The organism is Streptomyces sp. NPDC047706, from assembly GCF_043204795.1.
In the GTDB taxonomy this organism is placed as follows: domain Bacteria; phylum Actinomycetota; class Actinomycetes; order Streptomycetales; family Streptomycetaceae; genus Streptomyces.
In genome coordinates this window covers 34,106-58,845 of sequence record NZ_JBIDCW010000018.1, presented here as the reverse complement: position 1 = coordinate 58,845, position 24,740 = coordinate 34,106, and the positions used below count along the sequence as shown (strand labels likewise).

Below are 24,740 nucleotides of genomic sequence, written 5' to 3'. Positions count from 1 at the left end.
TCGGCCGGTGCGCGGCCGGTCTCCTCCCTGCCGACCGCCTGCCCCGACCCCCATCACCCCGACCCCCATCACCCCGACCCTCACTCCCGTCCCCACCCCCACCCTCACTCCCGTCCCCGCCCACCTCACCCTCGGGCGATACGCGTGCGAAGGAGCCCGCGATGAGCGACATGATCACCGCGGACCTGGTCGACCTCGACCTGTCCGCCGACACCAAGGAAGCGGCGGCGCGCGCCCTCGCCGAGCGCATGGTGGCCCTGGGCCGTGTGACCGACCTGGACGGTTTCCTCGCCGACGTGGCGGCCCGCGAGGCGCAGATGCCGACCGGCCTCGACGGCGGCATCGGCATCCCGCACTGCCGCAGCGAGCACGTCACCGAGCCGACGCTGGCCTTCGGGCGCAGCGCGGCCGGGATCGACTTCGGTGCCGCGGACGGCCCCGCCGACCTGATCTTCCTGATCGCCGCGCCCGCCGGCGCCGACGACGCCCATCTCACGATCCTGTCCTCGCTGGCCCGGCAGCTGATGAACGCCGAGTTCACCGACGCCCTGCGGGCCGTGGGGGACCGAGCGGCAGCGGCGGCGCTCATCCGCGGGGACGCGACGCCGGCGGCCGCCACCGCCGGTGCGCGAGGGCCGCAAGCGGCAGCCGGCACGGCCTCAGAGGCCGGCCCCGCAGACTCCGTGGCGGCGCCGGGAGCGGCCTCTCCCGGCGCCGCCACGGGTGATCCCTACGCCACGGGTGATCCCGTCGCGACGAGTGAGGCGGCGGACCCCGCAGCCCGCTCCGACGGCCACGCCGACCCAGCCGGCGAGCGTGACCGCGACGAAGGCGAACGCGGAGGCGAGCGCCGACGCCCCTTCCGTGTCGTCGCCGTGACCTCCTGCCCCACCGGCATCGCCCACACCTACATGGCGGCCGAGTCGCTGGAGAACGCGGGCCGGGAGGCCGGGGTCGAGGTCGTCGTCGAGACACAGGGCTCGGCCGGCTTCACCCGGCTCGACCCGGAGGTCATCGCGGCGGCGGACGGCGTGATCTTCGCCCATGACCTGCCCGTACGGGAGAAGGACCGCTTCGCGGGCAAGCCCACCGTCGACGTCGGCGTCAAGGCGGGCATCAACCGTGCCGCCGAGCTGATCACGGAGGTGCGCGGCAAGGCGGAGCGCGGCGAGGTCACCGCGGCCGCCCGCCCCGGCGGAACGCCCGTCGAGCGCGCCGGTGAGCCCGGAGAGGGCTACGGCACCAGGCTCCGCAAGTGGCTGATGTCCGGCGTGAGCTACATGGTCCCGTTCGTCGCCGCGGGCGGTCTGCTCATCGCCCTCGGCTTCGCGATCGGCGGCTACCAGATCAACGAGGCCACGTCCGTCATCGACCACTTCGACTGGGGCCAGGCCGACAGCTGGGGCGCGCTGTTCTTCCAGATCGGCTCCGCGGCCTTCGGCTTCCTCGTCCCGGTCCTCGCCGGATACATCGCCTACGGCATGGCCGACCGCCCCGGTCTCGTCCCCGGCTTCGTGGGCGGCGCGATCTCCTTGACCATCGGCGCGGGCTTCCTCGGCGGTCTGGTCGCCGGTCTCATCGCCGGCGGCGTGGTCCTCGCCATCCAGAGCATCAGCATCCCGGCGCCCCTGCGCGGCATCATGCCCGTGGTGGTGATCCCGCTGATCTCCTCTGCGATCGTCGGGTTCCTGATGCTCGTGGTCATCGGCAAGCCCATCGCCGAGGCCCAGAAGGCCCTCACCGACTGGCTGAACGGCCTGTCCGGCGCCAACGCCGTCCTCCTCGGCGTGCTCCTCGGCCTGATGATGTGCTTCGACCTCGGCGGCCCCGTGAACAAGGTGGCCTACACCTTCGCGACGGCCGGTATCTCTGTCGCGGCACCCAGCGACTCCGCGATGAAGATCATGGCCGCGGTGATGGCTGCCGGAATGGTGCCGCCGCTGGGCATGGCCCTGGCCACCACCGTCCGCAAGAAGCTGTTCACCGGCGCCGAGCGCGAGAACGGCAAGGCCGCCTGGGTGCTCGGCGCCTCCTTCATCTCCGAGGGCGCGATCCCCTTCGCTGCCGCCGACCCGCTGCGTGTCATCCCCTCCGCCATGGCGGGCGGCGCGGTCACCGGTGCCCTGACCATGTCGTTCGGCTCGACCCTGCGCGCCCCGCACGGCGGCATCTGGGTCACCTTCCTGATCGGCAAGCCGCTGCTGTACCTGCTGGCCATCGCGGCCGGTACGGCGGTCACGGCGGGACTGGTCATCCTTCTCAAGGGCCTGCGCAAGCCGGCCCCCGGCGCACCGGGACCCGAGCCGGCCACGGTGCCCGCGGAGGCGAAGCAGCCGGTGGCGGCGGCGTAACGGCCGCCGCGTCCGCCGCGCGGCGGACGCGCAGACGGCGGCACGGCCCGGGACCCGGTCAGGCCCGGACCGTGCCGCCCCATGCGGTGGCCCGGGCCCCTGACCGCGCCCACGCCCGGGACGGCATGCCCGCCTGCGTGGCGCCCCTCAGGACAGCTGCGCGGCCCTGCGCTCCATGGCCTGCCGGGCCGCGTCCTCCGTCGCGTACACCTCGCACATGTGCCGGCCGTCCGGCGTGGCGGTGTGCTCCACCTCCCACAGGGAGACCTCCTGGCCGTCGCTGAGCAGGAACGCGTGCTCGTAGAGCGAGAAGCCGAGCCCGGCGCGTCCCGCACGGCAGGGCCGCCCGAAGGCCTGCGTGATCTGGTGGGCGCACGCCGTGGCGAGCAGCGCGGCGGTCGCCGTCCCGGGCCGGTCCTGGTTCTCCGCCCGGCGCAGCAGCCGGCGTGCGTGGTCCGCCGAGTCGTCCGGCACGTATGCGTGCCGCGGCGTGGGGATCGAGGAGAGCTCCACCGGCACCGGCAGCTCGAAGTCCGGCGTCTGGGGCGGGAGCGGGAGCCGGGAGCCCGCGGCGCGCAGCTCCTCCGAGTCGAGGTACACCTCGTGCTGCGGGGCGCCGCCCGGAGTGGTGTTGTGGACGAGCTCCCAGAGGGTGAGCGCCGAGCCGTCGGCGAGCAGCCAGGTGTGCCGGTACGTCTCCTGGTGCAGGCCCGCGCTGTGGTGCGCGGAGTGCAGCGAACTGTCGTGCGCCAGCGCGCTGTCGAGCCGCCCTATCGTCTCGTCGGGCAGCTCGAACGAGTTCAGAGCGCGTCCGAGCAGTCGCTCGAGGTGCTCCTGAGGAGTCTCGGGCGAGTCGGGTGGTTCGTACGCTGCCGTCTCGTACGGAACGCTCAAGGTTTCTCCCGGCGTTGCTGCATGTCACCTTGTGGGTGCATACCGTAGCCCCTCGGTCGGACATCATGTCCGGGAACCGAGAAAACGTACGCCGGGAAAACGGCCGGTCCGCGCGGCAAGTTCCCACGCGAGCCGATGTTCCGTCAATGACCGCTGGTGAGGCGGCCGTCGCATGGCTCCCGGTGTCCTGGCGAGGCGTGTCCTGGCGAGGCGGCGGAGCCGGTGGCTCGCGCCGGTCAGCCGGCGCTCCCGGCGGTCCACTCGCTCCACGCCATGTTCCAGCCGTTGAGCCCGTTGTCCGGCGCCACCGTGGAGTCGGCGGAGTTCTTCACCACCACGACGTCCCCGAGGAGGGAGTTGTCGTAGAACCACTTGGCCGGAGTGTCCCCCTGTCCGCCCTGGACGTCCTGGAGGCCGACACAGCCGTGGCTGGAGCCGAAGCGGCCGAAGGGCGGATTGGACGGCTTGTACCAGTAGTTGCCGTGGATGAACGTGCCGGACGTGGTCAGCCGCATCGCGTGCGGCACGTCCGGGATGTCGTACGCGTCGGCGAGGTCGACGGTACGGCTGTCCATCCGCGTCTCCGCGAGCTTCTCGGAGATCACCATCTGCCCGTTGTACGTGGTGAACTCCGGGGAGCCCGCCGAGATCGGGATCGTGCGCACGGTCCTTCCGTCGCGCACGACCGTCATGGTCTGCGTGGCGGCGTCCACCGTGGACACCTGCGAGCGCCCGACGGTGAAGGTGACCGTCTTCTTCTGCACTCCGTAGACGCCGTTCGCGCCCTCCACCCCGTCCAGGTCGATCTTCATGGTGACCTTGGAGCCGGCCTTCCAGTACTCCTCGGGCCGGAAGTCCAGCCGCTGCTCCCCGAACCAGTGCCCGGTCACCTCCTGCCCACTGCTGGACGTGACCGTGATGTGCGACTGCACGGCCTTCCTGTCGGTGATCGCCTTGTCGAACCTGAACGACACCGGCATCCCGACCCCGACGGTCGTCCCGTTGTCCGGCGTGTACGTGCCGATGAAGCTGTCGGCCGCCGTGACGGTGGTGAACGTGGAGCCGGCGGCGACGGTCCTGCCGCCCCTGTCCTTCGCGCTCGCCGCTATCTCGTACTTCGTGCCCCGCTCCAGCTGCTCCTTCGGCTTCCAGCTGCCTCCGTCCGCCGAGATCGTCCCCGGCACGGCCTGGTCCGTGCCGGCCACCGTCATCGTCACCTCGGTCAGCCTGCCGCCGCTGACCTTCACGCCGGTGGTGTTGACGGACGCGCGGGTGGAGCCGTCCTCGGCCGAGATGACGATGCGCGCCGCCGAGTTCTTCGGCCCCTCGCCGTCGCCGTTCCTGCCGTCGTCACCGGCCTTGGCGCTGCCCGTGCAGGCGGTGAGGGCCAGCGCACCGACCATCAGGGCGGCACTGGCCGCCGACGTGCGCCGCTGTGCTATGTCCGGCGTTGTCACGGGCTGCTCCAGGTTTGTGTGATGTGGGTGATCCGCTCCGTTCCGTGGAGAGAGAGGGGACCGGCGACCGGCGGGGTTCCCTCCGTCCGAAGGAAGCGTCATCACGTGACAGAACCGGGACAATCGCCGAACTCGACGCGGGCTCGCGCGCGGTCCGGGCGGCGCAGGCCCCTCAACTCCCCCCGTACAGGTCCGAGTACGAGGGCCAGCCGCCGCCTTCCGTCTCGACCGGTTCGGCCGCCCGCACCGCCCGCACGATGGCGCGGGTCACCATGTCCGCGCCCGCCGCCAGGATCTCGTTCAGCGCGAGCGGCTGCGCGGAGTCGAGCCCGCGCACGCCGGTCGCCAGTGCGAAGACCGTGTCACCGTCGTGCAGCAGATGCACCGGCCGCACAGCCCGCGCGATGCCGTCGTGGGCCGTCCCCGCCAGCTTCTGCGCCTGCGCCTTCGACAGGTCCGCGTCCGTGGCGACGACCGCGAGCGTGGTGTTCAGCGGTGGCGGCGCGTTTCGCGCGGCGCTCTCGGCGAGCCGCGTCAGCGCCTCCTGATGCACCCGCGCCTTTGGGTGGAGCACCCGCCCCTGGAACAACTCCCCGTACAGAACGCCCGTCTCCGGGTCCATCACCGATCCCGCCGCGTTGGCCACCACCAGCGCGGCCACCGTGATCCCCGAGTCGAGGACGACGCTCGCGGTGCCCACCCCGCCCTTCATCACCCCCACCGCGGCGCCCGTACCGGCGCCGACGCAGCCCTCCCGTACCGGCGCGCCGATCCCGCTGGCCGCGGCAGCCTCGACGGCCGCCCGGCCGAGTGCGGCGTCCGGCCTGGCCCGGAAGTCGCCGCCCCGGCCCAGATCGAAGACGCACGCCGCGGGCACCACCGGCACGACATGCGCCGGGTCCGGCCCCACGCGCACCCCACGTCCCCGCTCCTCCAGCCAGGCCATCACGCCGGACGCCGAGTCGAGCCCGTAGGCGCTGCCGCCGGTCAGCACGACCGCCTCGGCCTTCTGCACCAGGTTGCGCGGGTCGAGCGCGTCGGTCTCCTTGGTGCCGGGGCCACCGCCGCGCACGTCCACCGCGGCGGTGGCCCCGCCCTCGGGTGCGAGCACGACCGTGGTGCCGGTGAGCCAGCCGTCGCCGGTGCGCGTCGCGTGCCCCACCCGCAGGCCGGTCACATCCGTCAGAGCATCAACTGTCATGGGGACCAGTCTCCTGCCCCCGGCGGGTCCTTCCCCCTGGCGCCCGCCTGGAAGGCGAGGGCCGCTCCCCGGGGTCAGGTGGCCGGCGTGCCTGTCCGCGCCGCGCGCGAGCGTGCGGCCCGGCGGGTCGTCAGGGTCTCCCCGACCCCCACGGACAGCGCCGACACCACACCGGCCGCGAAGACCGCCCACTCGCCCAGGAAGGTGCAGCAGATCACCAGCAGCGCGGTCGTCGGCAGCACGAGTTGCTGGGCGATGCCCACCTTGAAGTGGCCCGAGTGCAGGGCCCATACCGTGAGCAGATACAGCGCCGTCGGCAGGGTCACCGCGGCCGACGCGGACAGCGTGGAGATGTGCGCCGTGCCGACCGCCTGCTCCACCGCCACCTCCAGGCCCGCGCCGATGGCTGCCGCCGAGGCGAAGATCAGGTAGTGGCCGTAACCCCACACGAACGACTGCCGGTTGGATCGCAGGCGGCCGTGGACGGGCGCCATGAAGTAGATCCACCAGGCGGAGAACACGATCAGCAGGCCGCCGGCCGCGATCGGCAGAAGTTCGCCCAGCGCGTCGTTCTCGTCCGCGCCCGTCTTGACGGCGATCGTGGCCGCGGCGATGCTCTCGCCGAGCACGATGATCGTGAACAGCCCGTACCGCTCGGCGATGTGGTGCGGATGCCATGTGGTGGGCCGGCTCCGCTCCGCGTAGAGCGGCACGCACAGCTCCAGCACCACCATCACCAGGAAGAGCCAGGGGCGGGCGTGCTGCGGCAGGAGCACCAGCCCGCACCAGCCGGCCTGGCACAGCAGCACGCCCCCTGCGTACCGCAGTGCCGTGGTGCGCTCCGCCCCCTGCGCGGACCGCGCGGCCCGCAGCCACTGCGTGGCCATGGCGAGCCGCATCACCACGTAGCCGAGCAGCACCAGCAGGAAGTCGCGTGTCTCGAAGGCCCGCGAGATCCCGGCGGCGAGCACGAGGACACCGGCGATCTGCACCAGGGTGACCACGCGGTACAGGGCGTCGTCGTTGTCGTACGCCGAGGCGAACCAGCTGAAGTTCATCCAGGCCCACCAGATGGCGAAGAACACCATCGCGTAGCTCAGGATGCCCTCGCCGGCATGACTCTCGGCGACGGAGTGCACCAGCTCGATCCCGGCCTGCGCGACCGCCACGACGAAGCAGAGGTCGAAGAAGAGCTCCAGCGGCGTGGCGCCGCGATGCACCTCGTCGCGGCGGCGGGCGGTGAGCCGGCGCAGCGGCCTCCGCGGGGGCGGCGCGCCGGGTGAGGCGGGCGTCGGAGTCGGGCTGGACGTCATGATTCCTAGCACAGCAGACGTCGGCCGGAACTTCTCCGCGAGTCGGGACCGTCCGGGCACCCCGGCCTGCGCAGGCGCCCGCCCCGTACGCTGGGGGCATGAGTACCTCCCCCACCCCCGAGCCGCGGGCGCCCCAGGCGCTGATCTTCGGCGATCCGCTGGACGAGCAGTCCTCGGACGACACGGATCGCGGGTGGGGCGACCGGCCGCGCGGCGGGGGCGACGCGGCCGAGGACCTGAAGCGCTTCCTCGACGAGAAGCCGCCCCACCACCTGTGAGCCGCCCGCAGGGCCCGAAGAGCCCTGCGAAGCGCCTTCGCTACCCCCCGGTACGGCCCGAGCCGCGCCCGCCGCCCTGAGCGACGAGCGTGTCGCGGATCTCCTTGAGCACCTCCAGCTCGGACACCTCGATGATCTCGTGGGTGCCCTCCCTTGCCTTCCTGCGGGCCTCCTGCCGGGCCAGGTACTTCGCCATCGGCAGCACCATCAGGAAGTAGACCACCGCCGCGGTGATCACGAAGCTCAGCGTCGACCCGAGGACGGAGCCCCAAAGGATCATGACCCCACTGGAGACCGATCCGTCGTCCGCGACCCGGCACGGTCCCTTGAGGCAGGAGCTGTAGCTGTCGAGGTTCTTGGTGCCGATCGCTCCGACCAGCGGGTTGATGACGCCCTTCACCACCGCGTTGACGATGTTGGTGAAAGCGGCGCCGATGACCACCGCGACCGCCAGATCGACGACGTTCCCGCGCATCAGGAAGGCCTTGAAGCCCTGCCAGACGCCCGGTTCCTTCTGCTCGCTCACCTCGTGGCCTCTCCTCATCACATGGGCAGCTTGTGGAACAAACAGTTCCGCAACCTACGGCAGGGCTGGGCGGCCGTGTCCAATCCGGTGGCTCCGGGGAAGGACGTGACAGCAGTTCGCGCAACAGGCGCAAGGCGCGGTTCAGCACAGCGTCACCGCCAGCCGGGCCGTGGCGCTCGCGCCCGCCAGGCGTGCCGCGGTGCCGCGCGGTACCGAGAGCACGACCAGCGCCCCGCTCACCGTCTCGCCGTCCAGCGGCTCGGGCACCCCGGTCACGAGTGCGCCGCGTGCGACGACATCGGCCGCGCCGCCCGCCGCCGTCTCCCCGGTGGCGACGACGTCGACCCGGTCGCCGGGGCGCAGCAGCCGCACCGTCGCCGCGTCGGCGATCCGCACGGGCGCGGACACCCGCTCCACCGCCCGGCGTTCCGGCGCGGCGTCCGCAACGGGGTGCCCGCGGGCCCGGTCACCCTGCTCGGCGCCGGCCGGGGCCCGCGGGCCGGCGGCCACGAGCACGGCGGCGGTGAGCACGAGCCCTGCGGCCAGGGCCTGCCGCCGGCGCCGTACGAACCTGCGCGGCCGATACCGCCCGCCGCGTACGCGGACGGGAGTGAAGTGCGGCACTTCGCAGGTCGGCGGCGCGTCCGTCCCGGGCGGACGGGGCGGGAGCGGGCCTGAGGGCGGCACGGAGGACGGCTGAAAGGCATCAGCGAAGGACACGAGGACCACCACCTGTGACGACGGAACGCTTGCCGCCCACGATGAGGCTTCGCTCCGCCGCCCGCCGCGGCCCGTGCGCTACCGACGAGTTGTGGAAAACTCCCTCACCCGAACGTGAAGCTCCGCCGTCGTCGCGCCAGGAAGGCGCGTCACGGCAGCACGAACCCGGGATCCATGCCGCCCAGCGCGTTCACGCACGGACAGTCCCGCTCCTCGTTCGTGGGCAGCGCCGCCACCGCGTCGAACAGCACGTCCCGCAGCCGGTCCACGTTCGCCGCGAACACCCGCAGCACCTCGTCGTGCGAGACGCCCTCCCCGGTCTCGACGCCCGCGTCGAGGTCGGTGACCAGGGTCAGTGAGGAGTAGCAGAGTTCCAGTTCACGGGCGAGCGCCGCCTCGGGGTGGCCGGTCATGCCCACCACCGACCAGCCCTGCGACCGGTGCCACAGCGATTCGGCGCGGGTGGAGAAGCGCGGCCCCTCGACCACCACGAGCGCCCCGCCGTCCACCGGCTCCCAGTCCCGTCCGCGCGCCGCCTTCAGCGCGGCCGACCGTCCCGTGGGGCAGTAGGGGTCAGCGAGGGACACGTGCACCACGTTCGGTACGGTGCCGCCGGGCAGCGGCAGCCCGTCGAAGTAGGTCGACACCCGGGACTTCGTACGGTCGACGAGCTGGTCCGGGACGAGGAGCGTGCCCGGTCCGTACTCGGGACGCAGGCCACCCACCGCGCAGGGCCCGAGGACCTGGCGCACGCCGGCCGACCGCAGCGCCCACAGGTTGGCCCGGTAGTTGATCCGGTGCGGCGGGAGATGGTGGCCGCGTCCGTGCCGGGGCAGGAAGGCGACGCGCCGACCTGCGACCTCGCCGAGGAAGAGGGAGTCGCTGGGGGCCCCGTACGGCGTGTCCACCTGGAGCTCGGTCACGTCGTCGAGGAACGAGTAGAAACCTGAGCCGCCGATTACACCGATCTCTGCGTTCGCCATGACCAGCACAGTAGCCGCCGTCGCCGCGGCGGCAGGAGGTGGTGCCGCAAAGACCGAGGACCCCGCCGTCGGTACGCGGGCGGGGTCCGGGGAGTGCGCGTGGGCCTCAGGCGGCGGTGGTGCTGGAGGAGCTTCCCGCGCTCGACGTCTTCGAATCCGAGGACGAGGACGTGGAGGAGGACGAGGACGAGGGGGAGGACGTCGAGGACGCCCCGGTCGACGCCGGCGAGCTGCTCGACGAGGAGCCGCGGCTGTCGTTGCGGTAGAACCCGGAGCCCTTGAAGACAATGCCGACGGCGGAGAACACCTTCTTCAGGCGTCCCTGGCAGCTGGGGCACTCGGTCAGGGCGTCGTCGGTGAACTTCTGCACCGCCTCGAGGCCCTCGCCGCACTCGGTGCACTGGTACTGGTAGGTCGGCACTGTCTTCCTCCTGGCACTCTCACTCAATGAGTGCTAACGACGGTCCATAGTGACGCATTCCTCGGGATCAGTCCACTGCGACCGGCGCGCGGTGACCGACGCCACGTGCGACCGTACGGCTCCGGGGCCGCGCGTCCAGCCGCGACCGGAGCGCGACCAGGGTCGCCAGCGCGAGCGCTGTGCCGCCGAGCGGGACCAGGAACCCGGCGCCGCCCCAGAGGCGGTCCTCCATCTGCCCGGCGATCGTGACGGCACCCGCCTGACCGAGCGCCACCGCGCCGGTGAGCCACGTGAACGCCTCGGTGCGGGCCCCGGCCGGGACCAGGTTCTCGACCAGCGTGTAGCCGGTGATCAGGGCGGGTGCGATGCACATGCCGACGAGCAGGCCGAGCCCGGCGAGCAGCGGCACCGAGTGCGCCGCCCACAGCCCCGCGGCGGCCAGCGCGAGGGCGCCGTAGCCGACGATCAGGCGGCGCTGCGGGGCAGCCTTCCAGGCGATGGCCCCGCACGCGATGCCGGCGAGCATGTTGCCCGCCGCGAAGGTCCCGTACAGGACGCCGTTCAGGCCGGGCTCGCCGATCGACGCGGTGAACGCGGCCAGCGACACCTGCATGCCGCCGAAGACGGAACCGATGCCGAGGAACGCCACGGCCAGGACGCGCACCCCGGGGACGCGCAGCGCGGAGGCGTGCTCCACGCGCGCGTGCCCGCCGGCCGTCACCGTCGGCTGCGTGCTCCTCTGCGCGGCGAACAGCAGACCGCCGACCAGGGTCAGCGCGGCCTCGGTCACCAGACCCGCCGCCGGGTCGACGGCGGTGCACAGGGCGGTGGCGAGCAGCGGGCCGACGACGAAGGTCAGTTCGTCCGTGACGGACTCGAAGGCGGCGGCGGTGGTCATCAGGGGCGAGCCCTGGAGCTTCACGCCCCAGCGGGCGCGCACCATGGGCCCGACCTGCGGGACGGAGGCGCCTGTGGGGACGGCCGCCGCGAACAGCGCCCACAGGGGAGCGTCCGCGAGCGCGAGTGCCGTCAGGGTGAGACCCGCGAGGGCGTGCACCAGCACGCCGGGGAGCAGCACGGCGCGCTGCCCGAAACGGTCGGCCAGGCGCCCGGTCCAGGGCGCGAACAGCGCCATGGAGACGCCGGTGACGGCCGCGACGGCGCCTGCCGCGCCGTACGAGCCGGTGGTGTGCTGCACCAGCAGCACGATGGAGATCGTCAGCATCGCGAACGGCTGGCGTGCGGCGAAGCCGGGAAGCAGGAACGTCCAGGCGCCGCGGGTGCGCAGCAGTTGCCCGTAGCCCGGGCGGGAGGACTTCGACGAGGTGACCGTGGACGCCACGGCCCTTGCCTTTCTGCCGCCTGGTAGCGCGGCCCTCTTGTGGTGGGCCGGGGCGCCGAGAGCTGTCCTCTTGCGCTGACTGCGGTAGATACCGGCGCCCACTGCGTCGAAGAGCGTTTCCGGCCGCCATACGGTCGCGCCAGCTCTGCGTCAGGCAGAGTTGGTTCGATCTGGGTGACAACCTGCATCGTACAGGGGTGAAGGACGGGTGCGCCTGTGAAAGTGCGCACCACCGGCCGCGCCCGCCTGCGATCAGGTCGATTCGTTGGTGCCCAGCCAGCCGGCCAGCTTGCCCCCGCGGCCGACCGCGCGCAGCCGCCGCTCGGCCGCGTCCCGGACCGGGTCCGTGGCCACCACGAGCAGTTCGTCGCCCCGGCGCAGCGCCGTCGTCGGCAGCGGCACGAACGACGTGCCCTCCCGCACGACGAGGGTGACCGCGGCCCCGGCGGGCAGCCGCAGCTCGTTGATCTCGACGCCGTGCATCTTCGACCCGCGCGGGATGCTGACCGACAGCAGGTGCCCGCGCAGCTGCTCCAGGGGAGCCGACTCGATGCCGAGGTCGGCGGCGGCCTGGGAGCCGTCGCGCAGGTGCAGGGTGCGGGCCAGCCAGGGCAGCGTCGGCCCCTGCACCAAGGTGTAGACGACGACCAGTACGAAGACGATGTTGAAGATGCGACGGCTGCCGTCCACGCCGTTCACCATGGGGATGGTCGCCAGGATGATGGGCACGGCGCCGCGCAGCCCGGCCCACGACATCAGGGCCTGCTCCTGCCACGGCACCCGGAACGGCGCCAGGCAGAGCACGACGCTCATCGGGCGCGCGACCATGGTGAGCACCAGCCCGATGAGCAGGGCGGGCAGGATGTCGTCGCCCAGTTCGTGCGGTGTGACCAGCAGGCCGAGCAGGACGAACATGCCGATCTGGGCGATCCAGCCGAGCCCCTCGGCGAATCCGCGGGTGGCGGGCCAGTGCGGCAGGCGGGCGTTGCCCAGCACCATCGAGGCGAGATAGACGGAGAGGAAGCCGCTGCCGTGCGCGAGGGCACCCGCCGCGTAGGAGGCGACGGCGATGGCCATCACGGCGATCGGGTACAGACCGGACGCGGGCAGGGCCACGTGCCGCAGCCCCCAGGCGCCCAGCCAGCCCACCGCGATGCCGATGGCGGCGCCGATGGCGAGTTCCAGCAGTATCTCGCCGACCAGCACGTACCAGTGCTCGAACGGGCCGGCCGTGGAGAACGAGACGACCAGGATGACCACGGGCGCGTCGTTGAAGCCGGACTCGGCCTCCAGGGTGCCGGTCACGCGCGCGGGCAGGGGGATCTTCCGCAGTACGGAGAAGACCGCCGCCGCGTCGGTGGAGGAGACGACCGCTCCGATGATGAGCGCCTGCCGCCAGTCCAGCCCGACCAGGAAGTGCGCCGCCGTCGCGGTGACCCCGACGCTCACCGCGACCCCGACGAGCGCCAGCGCGGAGGCGGCGGGCAGGGCGGGCCTGATCTCCTTCCACTTCGTGCCGAGACCGCCCTCGGCCAGGATCACGACCAGGGCCGCGTACCCGATGACCTGCGTCAGTTCGGCGTTGTCGAAGTGGATGCCGCCGATCCCGTCCTGGCCCATGAGGATGCCGATGCCCAGGTAGACGAGCAGGCTGGGGAGCCCGCTGCGCGAGGAGATCCGTACCGCGGCCACGGCGACGAGCAGGACGAGCGAGCAGACGAGCAGGAGTTCGTTGAGGTCGTGGATGTTCAGCGGCCGCTTCCTTCCCCTGGTGCAGGTACTTCGTTACCTTACCTAACTCTTGACGATTTCTTGACGCTCGCCCGGGCAAGATCGAACGTCGGTCCGCGCTGGTTCCCCACTCCGCGTCAAGTGCCACCGGGCCCTGCGCCTATGGTTGCTCCAGCACTCCAGTACCGCCTGCCGCTCGCGTTAGGACAGCAAGGACAGCGATGCCCCCCAACACCACCGCCTCAACGGGTCAGCAGCCCGGCAAGTCCGGCAGGAAGAAGGGGCGCAAAGCCCGACTGTTCGTGCTCGTGCTGGTGCTGGCCGTCATCGGCGGCGTCGTCTACGGCGCGTACTGGTCCGTCAGCACCGTGCGTGCCTCCTTCCCGCAGACCAAGGGCTCGATCACGCTCGAGGGCCTGACCGCACCCGTCGACGTCAAACGGGACGGAAACGGCATCCCGCAGATCTACGCCTCCTCCGACGACGACCTGTTCATGGCGCAGGGCTTCGTCCAGGCGCAGGACCGGTTCTACGAGATGGACGTCCGCCGGCACATGACCTCCGGGCGCCTGTCGGAGATGTTCGGCAGGAGCCAGGTCGAGAACGACGAGTTCCTGCGCACGCTCGGCTGGCAGCGGACCGCGCAGAAGGAGTACGACACCGAGCTGTCGCCCGCCACCAAGAAGTACCTCCAGGCGTACGCCAAGGGGGTCAACGCGTATCTGGCGGGCAAGGACGCCGAGGACATCTCCCTGGAGTACGCGGCGCTCGGCTTCAGCAACGACTACAAGCCCGAGCAGTGGACCCCGGTCGACTCGGTGGCGTGGCTGAAGGCGATGGCCTGGGACCTGCGCGGCAACATGCAGGACGAGATCGACCGCTCCCTGATGACCAGCCGCCTCGGCCCCAAGCAGGTCGCCGACCTGTACCCGCGCTACCCCTACGACCGGAACCAGGTCGTCGTCCGGCAGGGCCAGTACGACGAACTCACCCAGACGTTCGACGGGGGCGCGAGCGGCGGCTCCGCGGAGGGCGCGGGCGACGGCTCCGTGGACGGCGCGTCCGAGGGCTCCACGGACGGGACAGGGGCGTCCACGGACGCCTCCGCGGACTCCTCCTCGTCCAGCGGGTCCTCGGCGCTCCAGAGCCAGCTCACGGGCCTCTACGACGAGCTGGAGGACCTGCCCGAGGCCGTCGGCGTGAACGGCAACGGCATCGGCTCCAACTCGTGGGTGGTCGGCGGCGAGCACACCATCACGGGCAAGCCGCTGCTCGCCAACGACCCGCATCTGTCGGCCTCGCTGCCGTCCGTCTGGTACCAGATGGGCCTGCACTGCCGCACGGTCTCCGGCAAGTGCCAGTACGACGTCTCCGGTTACACCTTCGCGGGCATGCCGGGCGTGATAATCGGTCACAACCAGAACATTTCATGGGGTATGACCAACTCCGGCGCCGACGTCACCGACCTCTACCTGGAGAAGCTCACCGGCGACGGCTACCTCTACGACGGCAAGGTGAAGCCCTTCACCACCTACGAGGAGACCATCGAGGTCGCCGGCGGCTCGCCGAAGAAGATCGTCGTCCGGGAGACCAGCAACGGTCCGCTGCTGTCCGACCGCGACGGCGAACTCGTCAAGGCCGGCAGGAAGGCCACCGTCGACACCGCCGCCCCCGACCGCGGCGACGGCTACGGCATCGCGCTGCGCTGGACCGCGCTGGAGCCGGGCAGGACCATGGACGCGCTCTTCGCGATGAACAAGGCGGCCGGCTGGGACGACTTCCGCGCCGCGGCGGCCCTGTTCGAGGTGCCCTCGCAGAACCTCGTCTACGCCGACACCGAGAACCACATCGGCTACACGCTGCCCGGACGCATCCCCACACGCGCCAAGGGCCACGACGGATCGGTCCCGGCGCCCGGCTGGGACTCCAGGTACGGGTGGAAGGGCTACGTCGAGCAGGACGAGCTGCCCTACGAGTACGACCCGGAGCGCGGCTACGTCGTCACCGCCAACCAGGCCGTCGTCGGCGAGGACTACCCGTACACGCTGACCACGGACTGGGGCTACGGCACCCGCAGCCAGCGGATCACCGACCTGATCGAGTCGAAGATCAAGGGCGGCGGCAAGGTCTCCACCGAGGACATGCGGCAGATGCAGATGGACAGCAGCAGCGAGATCGCCAAGCTGCTCGTCCCGCAGCTGCTGAAGATCGACGCCGGCGGCAAGGACGTACGCGACGCGCAGAAGCTCCTGGAGGGCTGGGACTACACCCAGGACGCGGACTCGGCGGCCGCCGCCTACTTCAACTCGGTCTGGCGCAACGTCCTCAAACTCGCGTTCGGCAACAAGCTGCCCAAGGAGCTGCGCGTCGAGGGCCAGTGCCTGTGGGTCGAGCCGGTCGACACCACCGGCCCGGCGGACGAGGACCGGCGGGTGCGCGAGTGCGGGCAGCGTGACGCGGACCAGGCCCAGCCGGACGGCGGCGACCGGTGGTTCGAGGTCGTGCGCACCCTCATGGACGACGAGGACAGCGACTGGTGGACGACGCCCAAGTCGGGCACCCGTCCCGGCGCCGACAACCGTGACGAGCTGTTCGAGCGCGCCATGATCGACGCCCGCTGGGAGCTGACCGCCAAGCTCGGCAAGGACATCGATTCCTGGAGCTGGGGCCGGCTGCACCGGCTGTTCCTGAAGAACCAGACCCTGGGCACGAGCGGCCCCGGCTTCCTCCAGTACGTGCTCAACCGCGGCCCCTGGGAGCTCGGCGGCGGCGAGGCGACGGTCAACGCGACCGGCTGGAACGCCGCCGGCGGCTACGGCGTCGTCTGGGTGCCGTCGATGCGCATGGTGGTCAACCTCGACGACCTCGACAAGTCGAAGTGGATCAACCTCAGCGGTGCCTCCGGGCACGCCTACAGCGACCACTACACCGACCAGACGGACAAGTGGGCCAAGGGCCAGCTGCTGGACTGGTCGTTCACCAAGCAGGCGGTCGACAGGAGCACGAACGACACCCTCGTGCTCAAGCCGTGACCCGCTGACGGCGACCGGTTCAGGGCCCTCCACGCGCGCGTGGAGGGCCCTTTCGCCGTCCGGGGCGTCAGCGTGCGGCGCGCGGGAAGCGGCGCACCCCCGACGGCGTCACCACCGCGTGCACCGGCCGGTCGTGCGGCTCGGCGGGCACACGCGCGCGGACCTCGGTGTCGTACAGCAGCACCACCAGTGCCGGCCGGCCGCCCGCGCGCTCCAGCCGCGCCAGGACTCGGTCGTAGGAACCTCCGCCGCGCCCCAGCCGCATCCCGCGCGCGTCCACCGCGAGTCCCGGCAGCAGCACCGCGTCGGCGCCGGTCACCGCGTCCGGCCCGAGCCGCTCGCCGGCGGGCTCCAGGAGCGCCGTCCGGGCACCGTGCCGCACCCGCGCGAGGGATCCCTCCCCGGCGTAGACACCCCAGTCGAGGTCGTTGTCGGGCAGCAGCACCGGGAGCAGGACGCGCACGCCCCGCGCGTGCAGCGCGTCGAGCAGCGCGAGGGTGCCGGGCTCGGCGCCCACGGAGACGTACGCCGCCACCGTGCGCGCGTGCGCCAGCTCATCCAGTTCGAGTGCGCGTGCCGCCAGCGCGGCCGCGGCCTCCCGCACGTCACCTGCGGGCAACCTGTTCCTCACCGCGAGGAGTTCTCGGCGCAATGTGCGCTTGTCAGGCTCGCCCATGTGTCCGAGGTGACTCATGTGTCGCTCCCGTACTGTGATCAAAGTGCTCATATGAGTGCGTACTTACCGGAGCCGCAGATTCCCCGCAAAGTCACCGGATATGGTTGCGAGCATGACTCAGGCGCAACCACGGATCAGCAAGGCTGTCATTCCCGCAGCAGGCCTCGGCACCCGGTTCCTGCCGGCCACCAAGGCCACTCCCAAGGAGATGCTGCCGGTGGTCGACAAGCCGGCGATCCAGTACGTGGTCGAGGAGGCCGTCTCGGCCGGTCTCGACGATGTCCTCATGATCACCGGCCGCAACAAGCGCCCCCTTGAGGACCACTTCGACCGCAACTACGAGCTCGAGTCGGCCCTGGAGAAGAAGGGCGACGCCGAGCGGCTCGCCAAGGTCCAGGAGTCGAGCGACCTCGCGACCATGCACTACGTGCGCCAGGGTGACCCCCGGGGCCTCGGCCACGCCGTCCTGTGCGCGGCCCCCCACGTCGGTGACGAGCCCTTCGCGGTGCTCCTCGGTGACGACCTCATCGACCCGCGCGACCCCCTGCTGAGGCGGATGATCGAGATCCAGGAGCGGTGCGGCGGCAGCGTGATCGCGCTCATGGAGGTGGCCCCCGAGCAGATCCACCTCTACGGCTGCGCGGCCGTCGAGGCCACCGAGGACGGCGACGTGGTCAAGGTCAGCGACCTGGTCGAGAAGCCGGACGCCGCCGACGCCCCCTCGAACTACGCCATCATCGGCCGCTACGTCCTCGACCCGCGCATCTTCGACGTCCTGCGCAAGACCGAACCCGGCCGCGGCGGTGAGATCCAGATCACGGACGCCCTCCAGCAGCTCGCGGCCGACGAGAAGCTGGGCGGCCCGGTGCACGGCGTCGTCTTCCAGGGCCGCCGCTATGACACCGGCGACCGCGGCGACTACCTGCGTGCCATTGTCCGACTCGCGTGCGAACGTGAAGACCTGGGCCCGGACTTCCGGACCTGGCTTCGCAGTTACGTCACCGAGGAGATGTAGCCACTTGAGCACCGCCGCGCCCCGCGCCACCGGACAGGACCATCTGTGGTCGGTGGACGAACACCTGGAGGACATCCTCGAGACCGTCCGCCCTCTCGAACCCATCGAGCTGCAACTGCTCGACGCCCAGGGCTGTGTCCTGGTCGACGACGTCACGGTGCCGGTCTCCCTGCCGCCGTTCGACAACAGCTCCATGGACGGGTACGCGGTACGGGTCGCGGATGTCGCGGGCGCCGGCGAGGAGTTCCCGGCGGTCCTGGAGGTCGTCGGGGACGTCGCCGCGGGCCAGGCGGAGCTCCTGACCGTGGGACCGGGCCAGGCCGCCCGCATCATGACCGGCGCCCCGCTGCCGCCCGGCGCCGAGACGGTGGTGCCCGTGGAGTGGACCGACGGCGGCCTCGGCGAGGGCCCCGTCACCGGGATGCGGGCCCGCAGCCTCGGCCCCGAGGGCGCCTCCGGGCAGGTGCGCGTGCACCGGCCCGCCGAGGCACGCGCGCACGTGCGCCCGAAGGGCAGCGACGTCAGGGCCGGTGACCGCGCCCTGGAGGCGGGCACGGTCCTCGGCCCGCCCCAGATCGCGCTGCTCGCCGCGATCGGCCGCGGCACCGTACGGGTGCGCCCGCGCCCGCGCGTGGTGGTGCTCTCCACCGGCAGCGAACTCGTCCCGCCCGGCGAGGAACTGGGCAGCGGCCAGATCTTCGACTCCAACAGCTTCGCCCTCACCGCGGCCGCCCGCGACGCCGGCGCCATCGCCTACCGGGTGGGCGCGGTCGCCGACGACGCCGAGACCCTGCGTACCACCATCGAGGACCAACTCGTCCGCGCCGACCTGATGGTCACCACGGGCGGCGTGAGCGTAGGGGCGTACGACGTGGTCAAGGAGGCCCTGTCGCACGTCGGCGACGAGGACGAACCGGGCAGCGGCATCGAGTTCCGCAAGATCGCCATGCAGCCCGGCAAGCCCCAGGGCTTCGGCTCCATCGGCCCCGACCACACCCCCCTGCTGGCCCTGCCCGGCAACCCGGTGTCGTCGTACGTCTCCTTCGAACTGTTCGTCCGCCCCGCGATCCGCACCCTCATGGGACTCCCCGACGTGCACCGCCCGCGGGCCCGGGCGACCCTGGCCGCCGACAAGGCGCTGACGTCGCCGCCGGGGCGCCGGCAGTTCCTGCGCGGCAGCTACGCCGACGGCCGGGTGACACCGGTCGGCGGGGCCGGATCCCACCTGGTCGCGGCCCTCGCGCACGCCGACGCGCTGATCGTCGTACCGGAGGAGACGGAGTCCGTCGAGCCGGGTGCCGAGGTCGAGGTGGTCCTGCTCGGCTGACCGCCCCGGGCTCGCGGTACCGTGTCGCGCACAACAGGTCCGTGCGCCGCACCGCGACGGGCCCGGACCGGGAGCGCCACACCATGACCGTGCCTTCCCGGGGGGAGACCCCCGGTGCCCCTGCGCAGGACCGCCTGACGCACATCGACGACGCGGGCGCCGCCCGCATGGTCGACGTATCGGACAAGGACGTGACCGCGCGCACCGCGCGCGCGAGCGGGCGGGTCCTCGTCTCGCCGCGCGTGATCGGACTGCTGCGCGGCGAAGGGGTTCCCAAGGGTGACGCCCTCGCCACCGCGCGGATCGCGGGGATCATGGGCGCCAAGCGGACGCCGGACCTGATCCCGCTGTGCCACCCGTTGTCGGTGTCCGGTGTGACACTGGACCTGTCGGTCGCGGACGACGCCGTGGAGATCACCGCCACGGTGCGCACGACGGACCGTACGGGCGTCGAGATGGAGGCCCTGACCGCGGTCTCCGTCGCCGCGCTCACCGTGATCGACATGGTCAAGGCGGTCGACAAGGGAGCGGTCATCACGGACGTACGGGTGGAGGAGAAGACGGGCGGCAAGTCGGGCGACTGGAGCCGGGCATGACTTCGGACGCGGCGCTCGGCGGCGCGCTGGTCGCGCCGTACAGCGCGCTGGTGATCACCGCCTCCAACCGGGCCGCCGCCGGGATCTACGAGGACAAGGGCGGCCCGCTGATCGCCGACGGCCTCCGGGGCTTCGGGTTCGCCGTCGACGGCCCGCAGGTCGTCCCCGACGGGGATCCGGTTCAGGCCGCGCTGCGGGCGGGCGTGGACGCCGGGTACGACGTGATCGTCACCACGGGCGGCACCGGCATCTCGCCCACCGACCGCACGCCGGAGGCCACCCGCGCCGTGCTGGACCGTGAGGTACCGGGCATCGCGGAGGCCATCCGCGCGTACGGCCGGGACAAGGTGCCCACCGCCGCGCTCTCCCGGGGGCTGGCCGGGGTGGCGGGCGGGACACTGGTCGTCAACCTGCCAGGTTCGTCCGGCGGCGTACGCGACGGACTGGCCGTGCTGGAACCGCTGCTGATGCACGCCGTCGACCAGATCCGCGGCGGTGACCACCCCGGACCCTCCGGTGGGGGTGCGAACTGAACAGCCCGTCCTGGCCCGTCGAACTGGTGGAGGGCGATGTCGTCCTCCGCCCGATAAGGCTGCGCGACCAGCGGGCCTGGCGTGAGGTCAACCGGCGCAACCGCGACTGGCTGCGCCCCTGGGAGGCCACCATCCCGCCGCCCACACCGGGCGGGCCGGTCACGAACCGGCCGACCTACCGCCAGATGGTCCGTCACCTGCGGTCGGAGGCGAGCGCGGGCCGGATGCTGCCGTTCGTCATCGAGTACCAGGGGCGGCTCGTCGGGCAGTTGACGGTGGCCGGGATCACCTGGGGCTCCATGTGCTCCGGCCACGTCGGTTACTGGGTGGACGAGGCGGTGGCCGGCCGCGGCGTGATGCCGACGGCCGTGGCGCTCGCCGTCGACCACTGTTTCCGGACCGTCGGCCTGCACCGCATCGAGGTCTGCATTCGCCCCGAGAACGGGCCCAGCCGCCGCGTGGTGGAGAAACTCGGATTCCGCGAGGAGGGCCTCAGGCCCCGATATCTCCACATCGACGGGGGCTGGCGCGACCATCTCGTCTTCGCGCTGACGGCGGAAGAGGTCCCTGAGGGGCTGCTGTCGCGCTGGCGCCGCGCCCGGTCCGGGAACACCTCTCGGAAGGCGCGGGACCTGCCGTGGAATCCGCAGAACGCCCCCGGGAATCCCGCCTGACGCCAAAATTGAATACGTGTTCGAAAATGATCGGTTGGTGACCGGTCCGAGGGCATTGAATTCGCGGGTGCGCCAGCCTGCTGATCGCATCGGTCACAAAAAAAGCTCGAAATATCAGCCAGATCGTGCGACACACCGGCTCAATTGGCAGATGGCCTCACGCAAACCCCTCTACCGTGTGAGGCGTGAGCAGCAGCGGCCTCATCTACGCAGTCATTGTCGGGGCCTGGGCCGCCTACTTGGTGCCGATGTGGCTCCGTAGGCAGGACGAGCTGAACGAGGCCCGTCCGACGGAACGCTTCAGCACAGCCATCCGGTTGCTGTCCGGACGGGCGGGGATGGAGCGCCGGTACGCCAAGGACCTGCGGGCGCGCTCCACCGACGAGGGGGAGCCCGGCTTCGACGACCCGGACGCGGTCACCGACTCGGTGGACGTCCGGGCCTTCGCCATGCCTCCGACGCGCCCCCGGACCGGCACCGTCAAAGAGGCGGGAGCGGAAGCCGTACCGGCGTCCGACACCCGCGCGGCGGTTCCCGCGCCGGTGCGGGAGGTGCCCACGCCCCCGCCCCCACGCAAGCCGGTTCCCCCGGCCCGCCGCGCACCCGGCGCGGAGGCGGCCGCGGCGCGCGCCCGGCGTTCCAAGGTGCTCGCGCGCCGCAGGCGCACCACCATCCTGCTCTTCCTGGCCTTCACGCTCGGCGCGGTCGTCGCGGCCGTCGGTGGCCTCGCGTTCCTCTGGGCGCCCGGGGTTCCCGCCGTCCTGCTCAGCGGGTACATCGTGTACCTGCGTGCGCAGGAGCGCCGCCGTTTCGCCTACCAGATGGACCGGCGTCAGGCGGAGGCCGCGGCACAGCGCCTCCGCGAGCGGGCGCGGCAGCCGCGCCGGCACGCGCTGGCCGAGACCGATGCCGACGAGCCTGAGGAGGGGCACGAACCGGAGGCCGACCCCGGGCTGTCCGCGCTGGCCGCGGACCGGCGGGCGCTGGTGGAGCAGACCGATCACGCCGAGTGGGTCGATCAGCAGCGGGAGCGGCAGCGGCGGCCCGGGCGCGGGGAGAGCTGGGAGCCCGTGCCGGTGCCGTTGCCGACGTACGTGACGGCGCCCGTCGCGCCGCGCGCGAGCGCCGAGGTGGACCTGGGGGCGCTGGACGCGTGGAGCTCGGCACGGTCGAGCCCGGCGGCGCGGCACCAGGAGGCGGAGGAGGGCTCGCGTGAGCACGGCTCCGGAACGTCGGCCGCCTCCCCTTCCCCGGCCGCCACTGCCTCGCCCGCCGCCGCCCCCTCCGACGGCGCGGCGGGCGGCCCGGGGGACGCGCGGACGGCGGACGGCGCGGCGGACAAGGCGGACGGCGAGGGGCGCGGGGACGCGCGGCGCCGGGCGGCCTCGGCGCGGCGGGCGCGGGAGCGTGGACGTACGCCGCTGTTCGACCAGTACGAGGAGGGGGAGCGGCCGCGGGCGGCCAACGAGTAGCCAGCAACGCTCCGGCCCCGGGTCCAGCGGGAACGGATTTCCAAGCACCCCGATCGGGGTGCTAAGGTTTCACTCGTTGCAAGGGCCTGTGGCGCAGTCTGGTAGCGCACCTCGTTCGCATCGAGGGGGTCTGGGGTTCAAATCCCCACAGGTCCACGCACGGCCGTTCTTGAGTTCGCTTGGGAGCGGTTGACGAGATCCCGCCGATCTTCTGATCGGTCGGGATCTTTGTCGTTTCCGGGGACTGTTCGAGCCTGTTCGGGGTGGTGGATGGCGGCGGGTGTCGAGCGTGGCCGTGTCTCTGTCCCGTTTTTCCGTGTCGTGGCCATCGCAGCCAGCCCCGGGGGGCCGGGGCTGGCTGCGGTTGTGTTCGGTTCTTGTGGTTCAGCGGCCTGTGGTGGGTGGCGGCGGCCGTCCGGCCTGTGCGGGTGGCTCAGTCTCGGGCCATGTCGGCGGCTGGGGACCGGTGTTGTCGAAGACGCTGTCGGTGAGTCGGGTGCCGGTGCGCTGGTAGAGCCAGGTTTCGAGGATGTCGAGGTTGCCGGCGGTGACCATGAGGGCGACGAGGAGCGTCTGGGCGACCTGGCCCGGTGCCGGGCGGTGCTTCGGGTTGCCGATGTCGATCTCGTCGCCCTTGAGGCGACCGTGGATGCCCTCGTTGTGAGAGCGGATGGGCTTGTAGGCGGCGATCCAGTCGTCGGACAGGTAGTGGCTGTCCTGTCGGAATTTGGCGGTCTTGAGGTCGCCGGCGGCGTCGGCGGGGACGGTGATGTCGGACTTGCTGCAGACACGGGGCAGTTCGTCCGCTGGTGGTGGGCTGAGCCATTCGTTCTGGGGGAGTTGGACGGTGGGCCGTGCGGCGGGATGGGCGGTGCGTTGGCGGCGGTCGCTGAAGTCGACCACTGCAGAGGGCGGGCCCTGCGTGCGGGGTGTGCGGGGCGGAGGCGGTCGCGGCGCGCACAGTTCACCGACGGCGACGGTCCGGCGGCCGGGCACTGGAGGCGGATGGCGCCGCGTGCGTCAGGTCCTTGTTTGGTCTTGAGGTAGTGCGGCTCGCGGGCGGTGATGTGTTCGGTGAGCTGCTGGTTGTCGCGGATCTCGCGTACGACTTTGTCGTCCAGCCCGCGGGTGGCCTGCACGAGTGCGGCAGGCATGTGAGGGCAGGCGAGGGAGCCGTCGATGAGCAGGGCGCCCTGCCAGCTGCCTTGTTCGCCAGGGGTGTGGCTGCGGACGGAGACGATCGACGCGTTCGTGCTGTCGGGCTGCTCGGGCCTGGAGGGCTCGACGGTGCAGACCTGCCGGACCTGGCTGCGCCCCTGGCTCACGCGGCAGTCCGCCACTGTCGGCTCACACGGCCAGCCGCCCGACGGCATACAGAAGCCGCCGCACCTCGTAGCAGGTGGCCGGGGCGGTGGCCGCCACCGTCGCCCGTACCTGGTCGGCGACCGGCGCCCACTGCCGGTGCGGCAGCCGCGGGCGGTAGTCGCGGATCCGGCCGGAGATCTCCGAGTTCAAGGTCACGGCCCAAGCCCACCGGCTGGTCAAGCAGCCAGTGAAGGGGGTGAAGCCGATCTTCACGGAAAGGAGTGCATCTGCATGGTCGGAGGCATGAACCGCCGAAGGCCGCCGCGCGAGCTTGCCGGCGATCCGGAAGCCTGGCCCCACGCCCAGCTCACCGACCCCGGTGCCGTCGCCGTTCAGGCCATCGCCCGCACCCGCGCCCGCCTGATCACTCCCGTTCCCGGCGGAGTCGGACCGATGACCATCGCCGTCCTGCTCTCGCAGACCGTCGACGCCGCAGCACGTCAGCTCGGAGTCCCGGGCTGACACCACCCGCATCGGCTGACCCGTCGGATCACGCCATGGGAAACGTCTTCTGTGCCGGATCAGCGGCGGTCCGTGGCCCGCGGATGCCCCGTACCTGCGAAGGTGATCCAGCAAGTCTTCCGGACGGTGTCGAGGAGGTACCAGATGCGGCCGCCGCCGGTCACCTCGATCTGCCACTGTTCGCAGGTCTGTCCGCGGTGTGTACCGTGCGCGAGGCCGCCCTTGAGCCGGTGGTGCCGGGGCGTCTCGGTGGCAGGTCTGGGGTCTGTGCGCATGGTGATCCAGGCGCGGTAGGTGTTCTCGCGGACCTGCTGGGCGAGGCTATCCAAGCCTTTGGCCGAGGCCGCGTCCGCGAAGCGGACTTCCCTTTG

The 24,740-nt window shown here is 71.9% G+C and carries 23 protein-coding genes, 1 tRNA gene and 1 pseudogene; 11 read left to right on the top strand and 14 right to left on the bottom strand.

The features are described 5' to 3' along the window. Nucleotides 1-161 precede the first annotated feature (161 nt). Nucleotides 162-2,351 (top strand): fructose-specific PTS transporter subunit EIIC, encoded by a 2,190-nt coding sequence (locus ACGF8A_RS21625; RefSeq protein ID WP_393110507.1) that lies wholly within the window; start codon nucleotides 162-164, stop codon nucleotides 2,349-2,351. A gap of 147 nt (nucleotides 2,352-2,498) precedes the next feature. Here the strand turns inward: ACGF8A_RS21625 and ACGF8A_RS21620 are convergent, their stop codons facing one another. The 4 genes from ACGF8A_RS21620 to ACGF8A_RS21605 all read right to left on the bottom strand — a co-directional run bounded on the left by ACGF8A_RS21620 (nucleotide 2,499) and on the right by ACGF8A_RS21605 (nucleotide 7,216). After that, nucleotides 2,499-3,245, bottom strand: coding sequence for a DUF6227 family protein (locus tag ACGF8A_RS21620; protein ID WP_393110505.1), 747 nt, complete (start codon nucleotides 3,243-3,245; stop codon nucleotides 2,499-2,501). A gap of 236 nt (nucleotides 3,246-3,481) precedes the next feature. Continuing rightward, complete coding sequence (locus ACGF8A_RS21615; RefSeq protein WP_393110503.1) at nucleotides 3,482-4,702, bottom strand: Ig-like domain-containing protein; 1,221 nt, start codon at nucleotides 4,700-4,702, stop codon at nucleotides 3,482-3,484. Nucleotides 4,703-4,874: 172 nt separating this feature from the next. Next, nucleotides 4,875-5,903: a P1 family peptidase gene (locus tag ACGF8A_RS21610; protein ID WP_393110501.1), complete on the bottom strand. Its 1,029-nt coding sequence runs from the start codon at nucleotides 5,901-5,903 to the stop codon at nucleotides 4,875-4,877. Nucleotides 5,904-5,977: 74 nt separating this feature from the next. After that, nucleotides 5,978-7,216: a low temperature requirement protein A gene (locus tag ACGF8A_RS21605; RefSeq protein ID WP_393110499.1), complete on the bottom strand. Its 1,239-nt coding sequence runs from the start codon at nucleotides 7,214-7,216 to the stop codon at nucleotides 5,978-5,980. 98 nt (nucleotides 7,217-7,314) lie between these two features. On the opposite strand from ACGF8A_RS21605, the gene ACGF8A_RS21600 reads away from it, so the two are divergent. Next, nucleotides 7,315-7,494, top strand: a complete 180-nt coding sequence (locus ACGF8A_RS21600) for a hypothetical protein (RefSeq protein ID WP_393110497.1) — start codon at nucleotides 7,315-7,317, stop codon at nucleotides 7,492-7,494. Between the two features lie 40 nt (nucleotides 7,495-7,534). Here the strand turns inward: ACGF8A_RS21600 and mscL are convergent, their stop codons facing one another. From mscL to ACGF8A_RS21570, 6 genes are all read right to left on the bottom strand, one after another. Beyond that, nucleotides 7,535-8,020, bottom strand: coding sequence for a large conductance mechanosensitive channel protein MscL (gene mscL / locus ACGF8A_RS21595; RefSeq protein ID WP_393110495.1), 486 nt, complete (start codon nucleotides 8,018-8,020; stop codon nucleotides 7,535-7,537). 141 nt (nucleotides 8,021-8,161) lie between these two features. Continuing rightward, the gene (locus tag ACGF8A_RS21590; protein ID WP_393110493.1) at nucleotides 8,162-8,644 is read right to left on the bottom strand and encodes a hypothetical protein; all 483 of its coding nucleotides are present in this window, start codon (nucleotides 8,642-8,644) and stop codon (nucleotides 8,162-8,164) included. 245 nt (nucleotides 8,645-8,889) lie between these two features. Next, complete coding sequence (locus tag ACGF8A_RS21585) at nucleotides 8,890-9,723, bottom strand: S-methyl-5'-thioadenosine phosphorylase (protein ID WP_393110491.1); 834 nt, start codon at nucleotides 9,721-9,723, stop codon at nucleotides 8,890-8,892. 106 nt (nucleotides 9,724-9,829) lie between these two features. Next, complete coding sequence (locus ACGF8A_RS21580; protein ID WP_393110489.1) at nucleotides 9,830-10,144, bottom strand: FmdB family zinc ribbon protein; 315 nt, start codon at nucleotides 10,142-10,144, stop codon at nucleotides 9,830-9,832. Nucleotides 10,145-10,211: 67 nt separating this feature from the next. Next, nucleotides 10,212-11,486 carry an MFS transporter gene (locus ACGF8A_RS21575; protein WP_393110487.1) on the bottom strand — a complete coding sequence of 425 codons (1,275 nt, stop codon included), beginning with the start codon at nucleotides 11,484-11,486 and terminating at the stop codon, nucleotides 10,212-10,214. Nucleotides 11,487-11,738: 252 nt separating this feature from the next. Beyond that, complete coding sequence (locus tag ACGF8A_RS21570) at nucleotides 11,739-13,238, bottom strand: potassium/proton antiporter (RefSeq protein WP_393110750.1); 1,500 nt, start codon at nucleotides 13,236-13,238, stop codon at nucleotides 11,739-11,741. A 200-nt stretch (nucleotides 13,239-13,438) separates the two neighbouring features. On the opposite strand from ACGF8A_RS21570, the gene ACGF8A_RS21565 reads away from it, so the two are divergent. Further along, a complete protein-coding gene (locus ACGF8A_RS21565) occupies nucleotides 13,439-16,249 on the top strand; it encodes a penicillin acylase family protein (RefSeq protein ID WP_393110485.1) in 2,811 nt (936 codons plus the stop codon). 67 nt (nucleotides 16,250-16,316) lie between these two features. On the opposite strand, the gene ACGF8A_RS21560 is transcribed toward ACGF8A_RS21565, so the two are convergent. Further along, nucleotides 16,317-16,943 carry a 5-formyltetrahydrofolate cyclo-ligase gene (locus ACGF8A_RS21560; RefSeq protein WP_393110483.1) on the bottom strand — a complete coding sequence of 209 codons (627 nt, stop codon included), beginning with the start codon at nucleotides 16,941-16,943 and terminating at the stop codon, nucleotides 16,317-16,319. Between the two features lie 94 nt (nucleotides 16,944-17,037). Here ACGF8A_RS21560 and galU point away from each other — a divergent pair, with 94 nt between their 5' ends. The 7 genes from galU to ACGF8A_RS21525 all read left to right on the top strand — a co-directional run bounded on the left by galU (nucleotide 17,038) and on the right by ACGF8A_RS21525 (nucleotide 22,698). Further along, nucleotides 17,038-17,940 (top strand): UTP--glucose-1-phosphate uridylyltransferase GalU, encoded by a 903-nt coding sequence (gene galU / locus ACGF8A_RS21555; RefSeq protein ID WP_393110481.1) that lies wholly within the window; start codon nucleotides 17,038-17,040, stop codon nucleotides 17,938-17,940. A 4-nt stretch (nucleotides 17,941-17,944) separates the two neighbouring features. Then, nucleotides 17,945-19,267, top strand: a complete 1,323-nt coding sequence (glp, locus tag ACGF8A_RS21550; protein ID WP_393110479.1) for a gephyrin-like molybdotransferase Glp — start codon at nucleotides 17,945-17,947, stop codon at nucleotides 19,265-19,267. An 83-nt stretch (nucleotides 19,268-19,350) separates the two neighbouring features. Next, the gene (gene moaC / locus ACGF8A_RS21545) at nucleotides 19,351-19,863 is read left to right on the top strand and encodes a cyclic pyranopterin monophosphate synthase MoaC (protein WP_393110477.1); all 513 of its coding nucleotides are present in this window, start codon (nucleotides 19,351-19,353) and stop codon (nucleotides 19,861-19,863) included. Further along, nucleotides 19,860-20,396, top strand: coding sequence for a molybdenum cofactor biosynthesis protein B (locus ACGF8A_RS21540; RefSeq protein ID WP_393110475.1), 537 nt, complete (start codon nucleotides 19,860-19,862; stop codon nucleotides 20,394-20,396). The genes moaC and ACGF8A_RS21540 overlap by 4 nt, the downstream gene beginning before the upstream one ends. Before the next feature lie 26 nt (nucleotides 20,397-20,422). Beyond that, nucleotides 20,423-21,070: a GNAT family N-acetyltransferase gene (locus tag ACGF8A_RS21535; RefSeq protein ID WP_393110473.1), complete on the top strand. Its 648-nt coding sequence runs from the start codon at nucleotides 20,423-20,425 to the stop codon at nucleotides 21,068-21,070. A 185-nt stretch (nucleotides 21,071-21,255) separates the two neighbouring features. Further along, nucleotides 21,256-22,542: a gephyrin-like molybdotransferase receptor GlpR gene (glpR, locus tag ACGF8A_RS21530; RefSeq protein ID WP_393110471.1), complete on the top strand. Its 1,287-nt coding sequence runs from the start codon at nucleotides 21,256-21,258 to the stop codon at nucleotides 22,540-22,542. An 82-nt stretch (nucleotides 22,543-22,624) separates the two neighbouring features. After that, nucleotides 22,625-22,698: transfer RNA gene (locus ACGF8A_RS21525), tRNA-Ala, on the top strand. Nucleotides 22,699-22,926: 228 nt separating this feature from the next. Here the strand turns inward: ACGF8A_RS21525 and ACGF8A_RS21520 are convergent. After that, nucleotides 22,927-23,445: a hypothetical protein gene (locus tag ACGF8A_RS21520; protein WP_393110469.1), complete on the bottom strand. Its 519-nt coding sequence runs from the start codon at nucleotides 23,443-23,445 to the stop codon at nucleotides 22,927-22,929. A gap of 444 nt (nucleotides 23,446-23,889) precedes the next feature. Beyond that, a complete protein-coding gene (locus tag ACGF8A_RS21515) occupies nucleotides 23,890-24,063 on the bottom strand; it encodes a hypothetical protein (RefSeq protein ID WP_393110467.1) in 174 nt (57 codons plus the stop codon). Nucleotides 24,064-24,222: 159 nt separating this feature from the next. On the opposite strand from ACGF8A_RS21515, the pseudogene ACGF8A_RS21510 reads away from it, so the two are divergent. After that, a pseudogene (locus ACGF8A_RS21510) lies at nucleotides 24,223-24,369 on the top strand (bifunctional 5,10-methylene-tetrahydrofolate dehydrogenase/5,10-methylene-tetrahydrofolate cyclohydrolase); the annotation flags it as partial. Between the two features lie 59 nt (nucleotides 24,370-24,428). On the opposite strand, the gene ACGF8A_RS21505 reads toward ACGF8A_RS21510, so the two are convergent. Then, a complete protein-coding gene (locus tag ACGF8A_RS21505; protein ID WP_393110465.1) occupies nucleotides 24,429-24,698 on the bottom strand; it encodes a hypothetical protein in 270 nt (89 codons plus the stop codon). Between the last annotated feature and the right edge of the window lie 42 nt (nucleotides 24,699-24,740).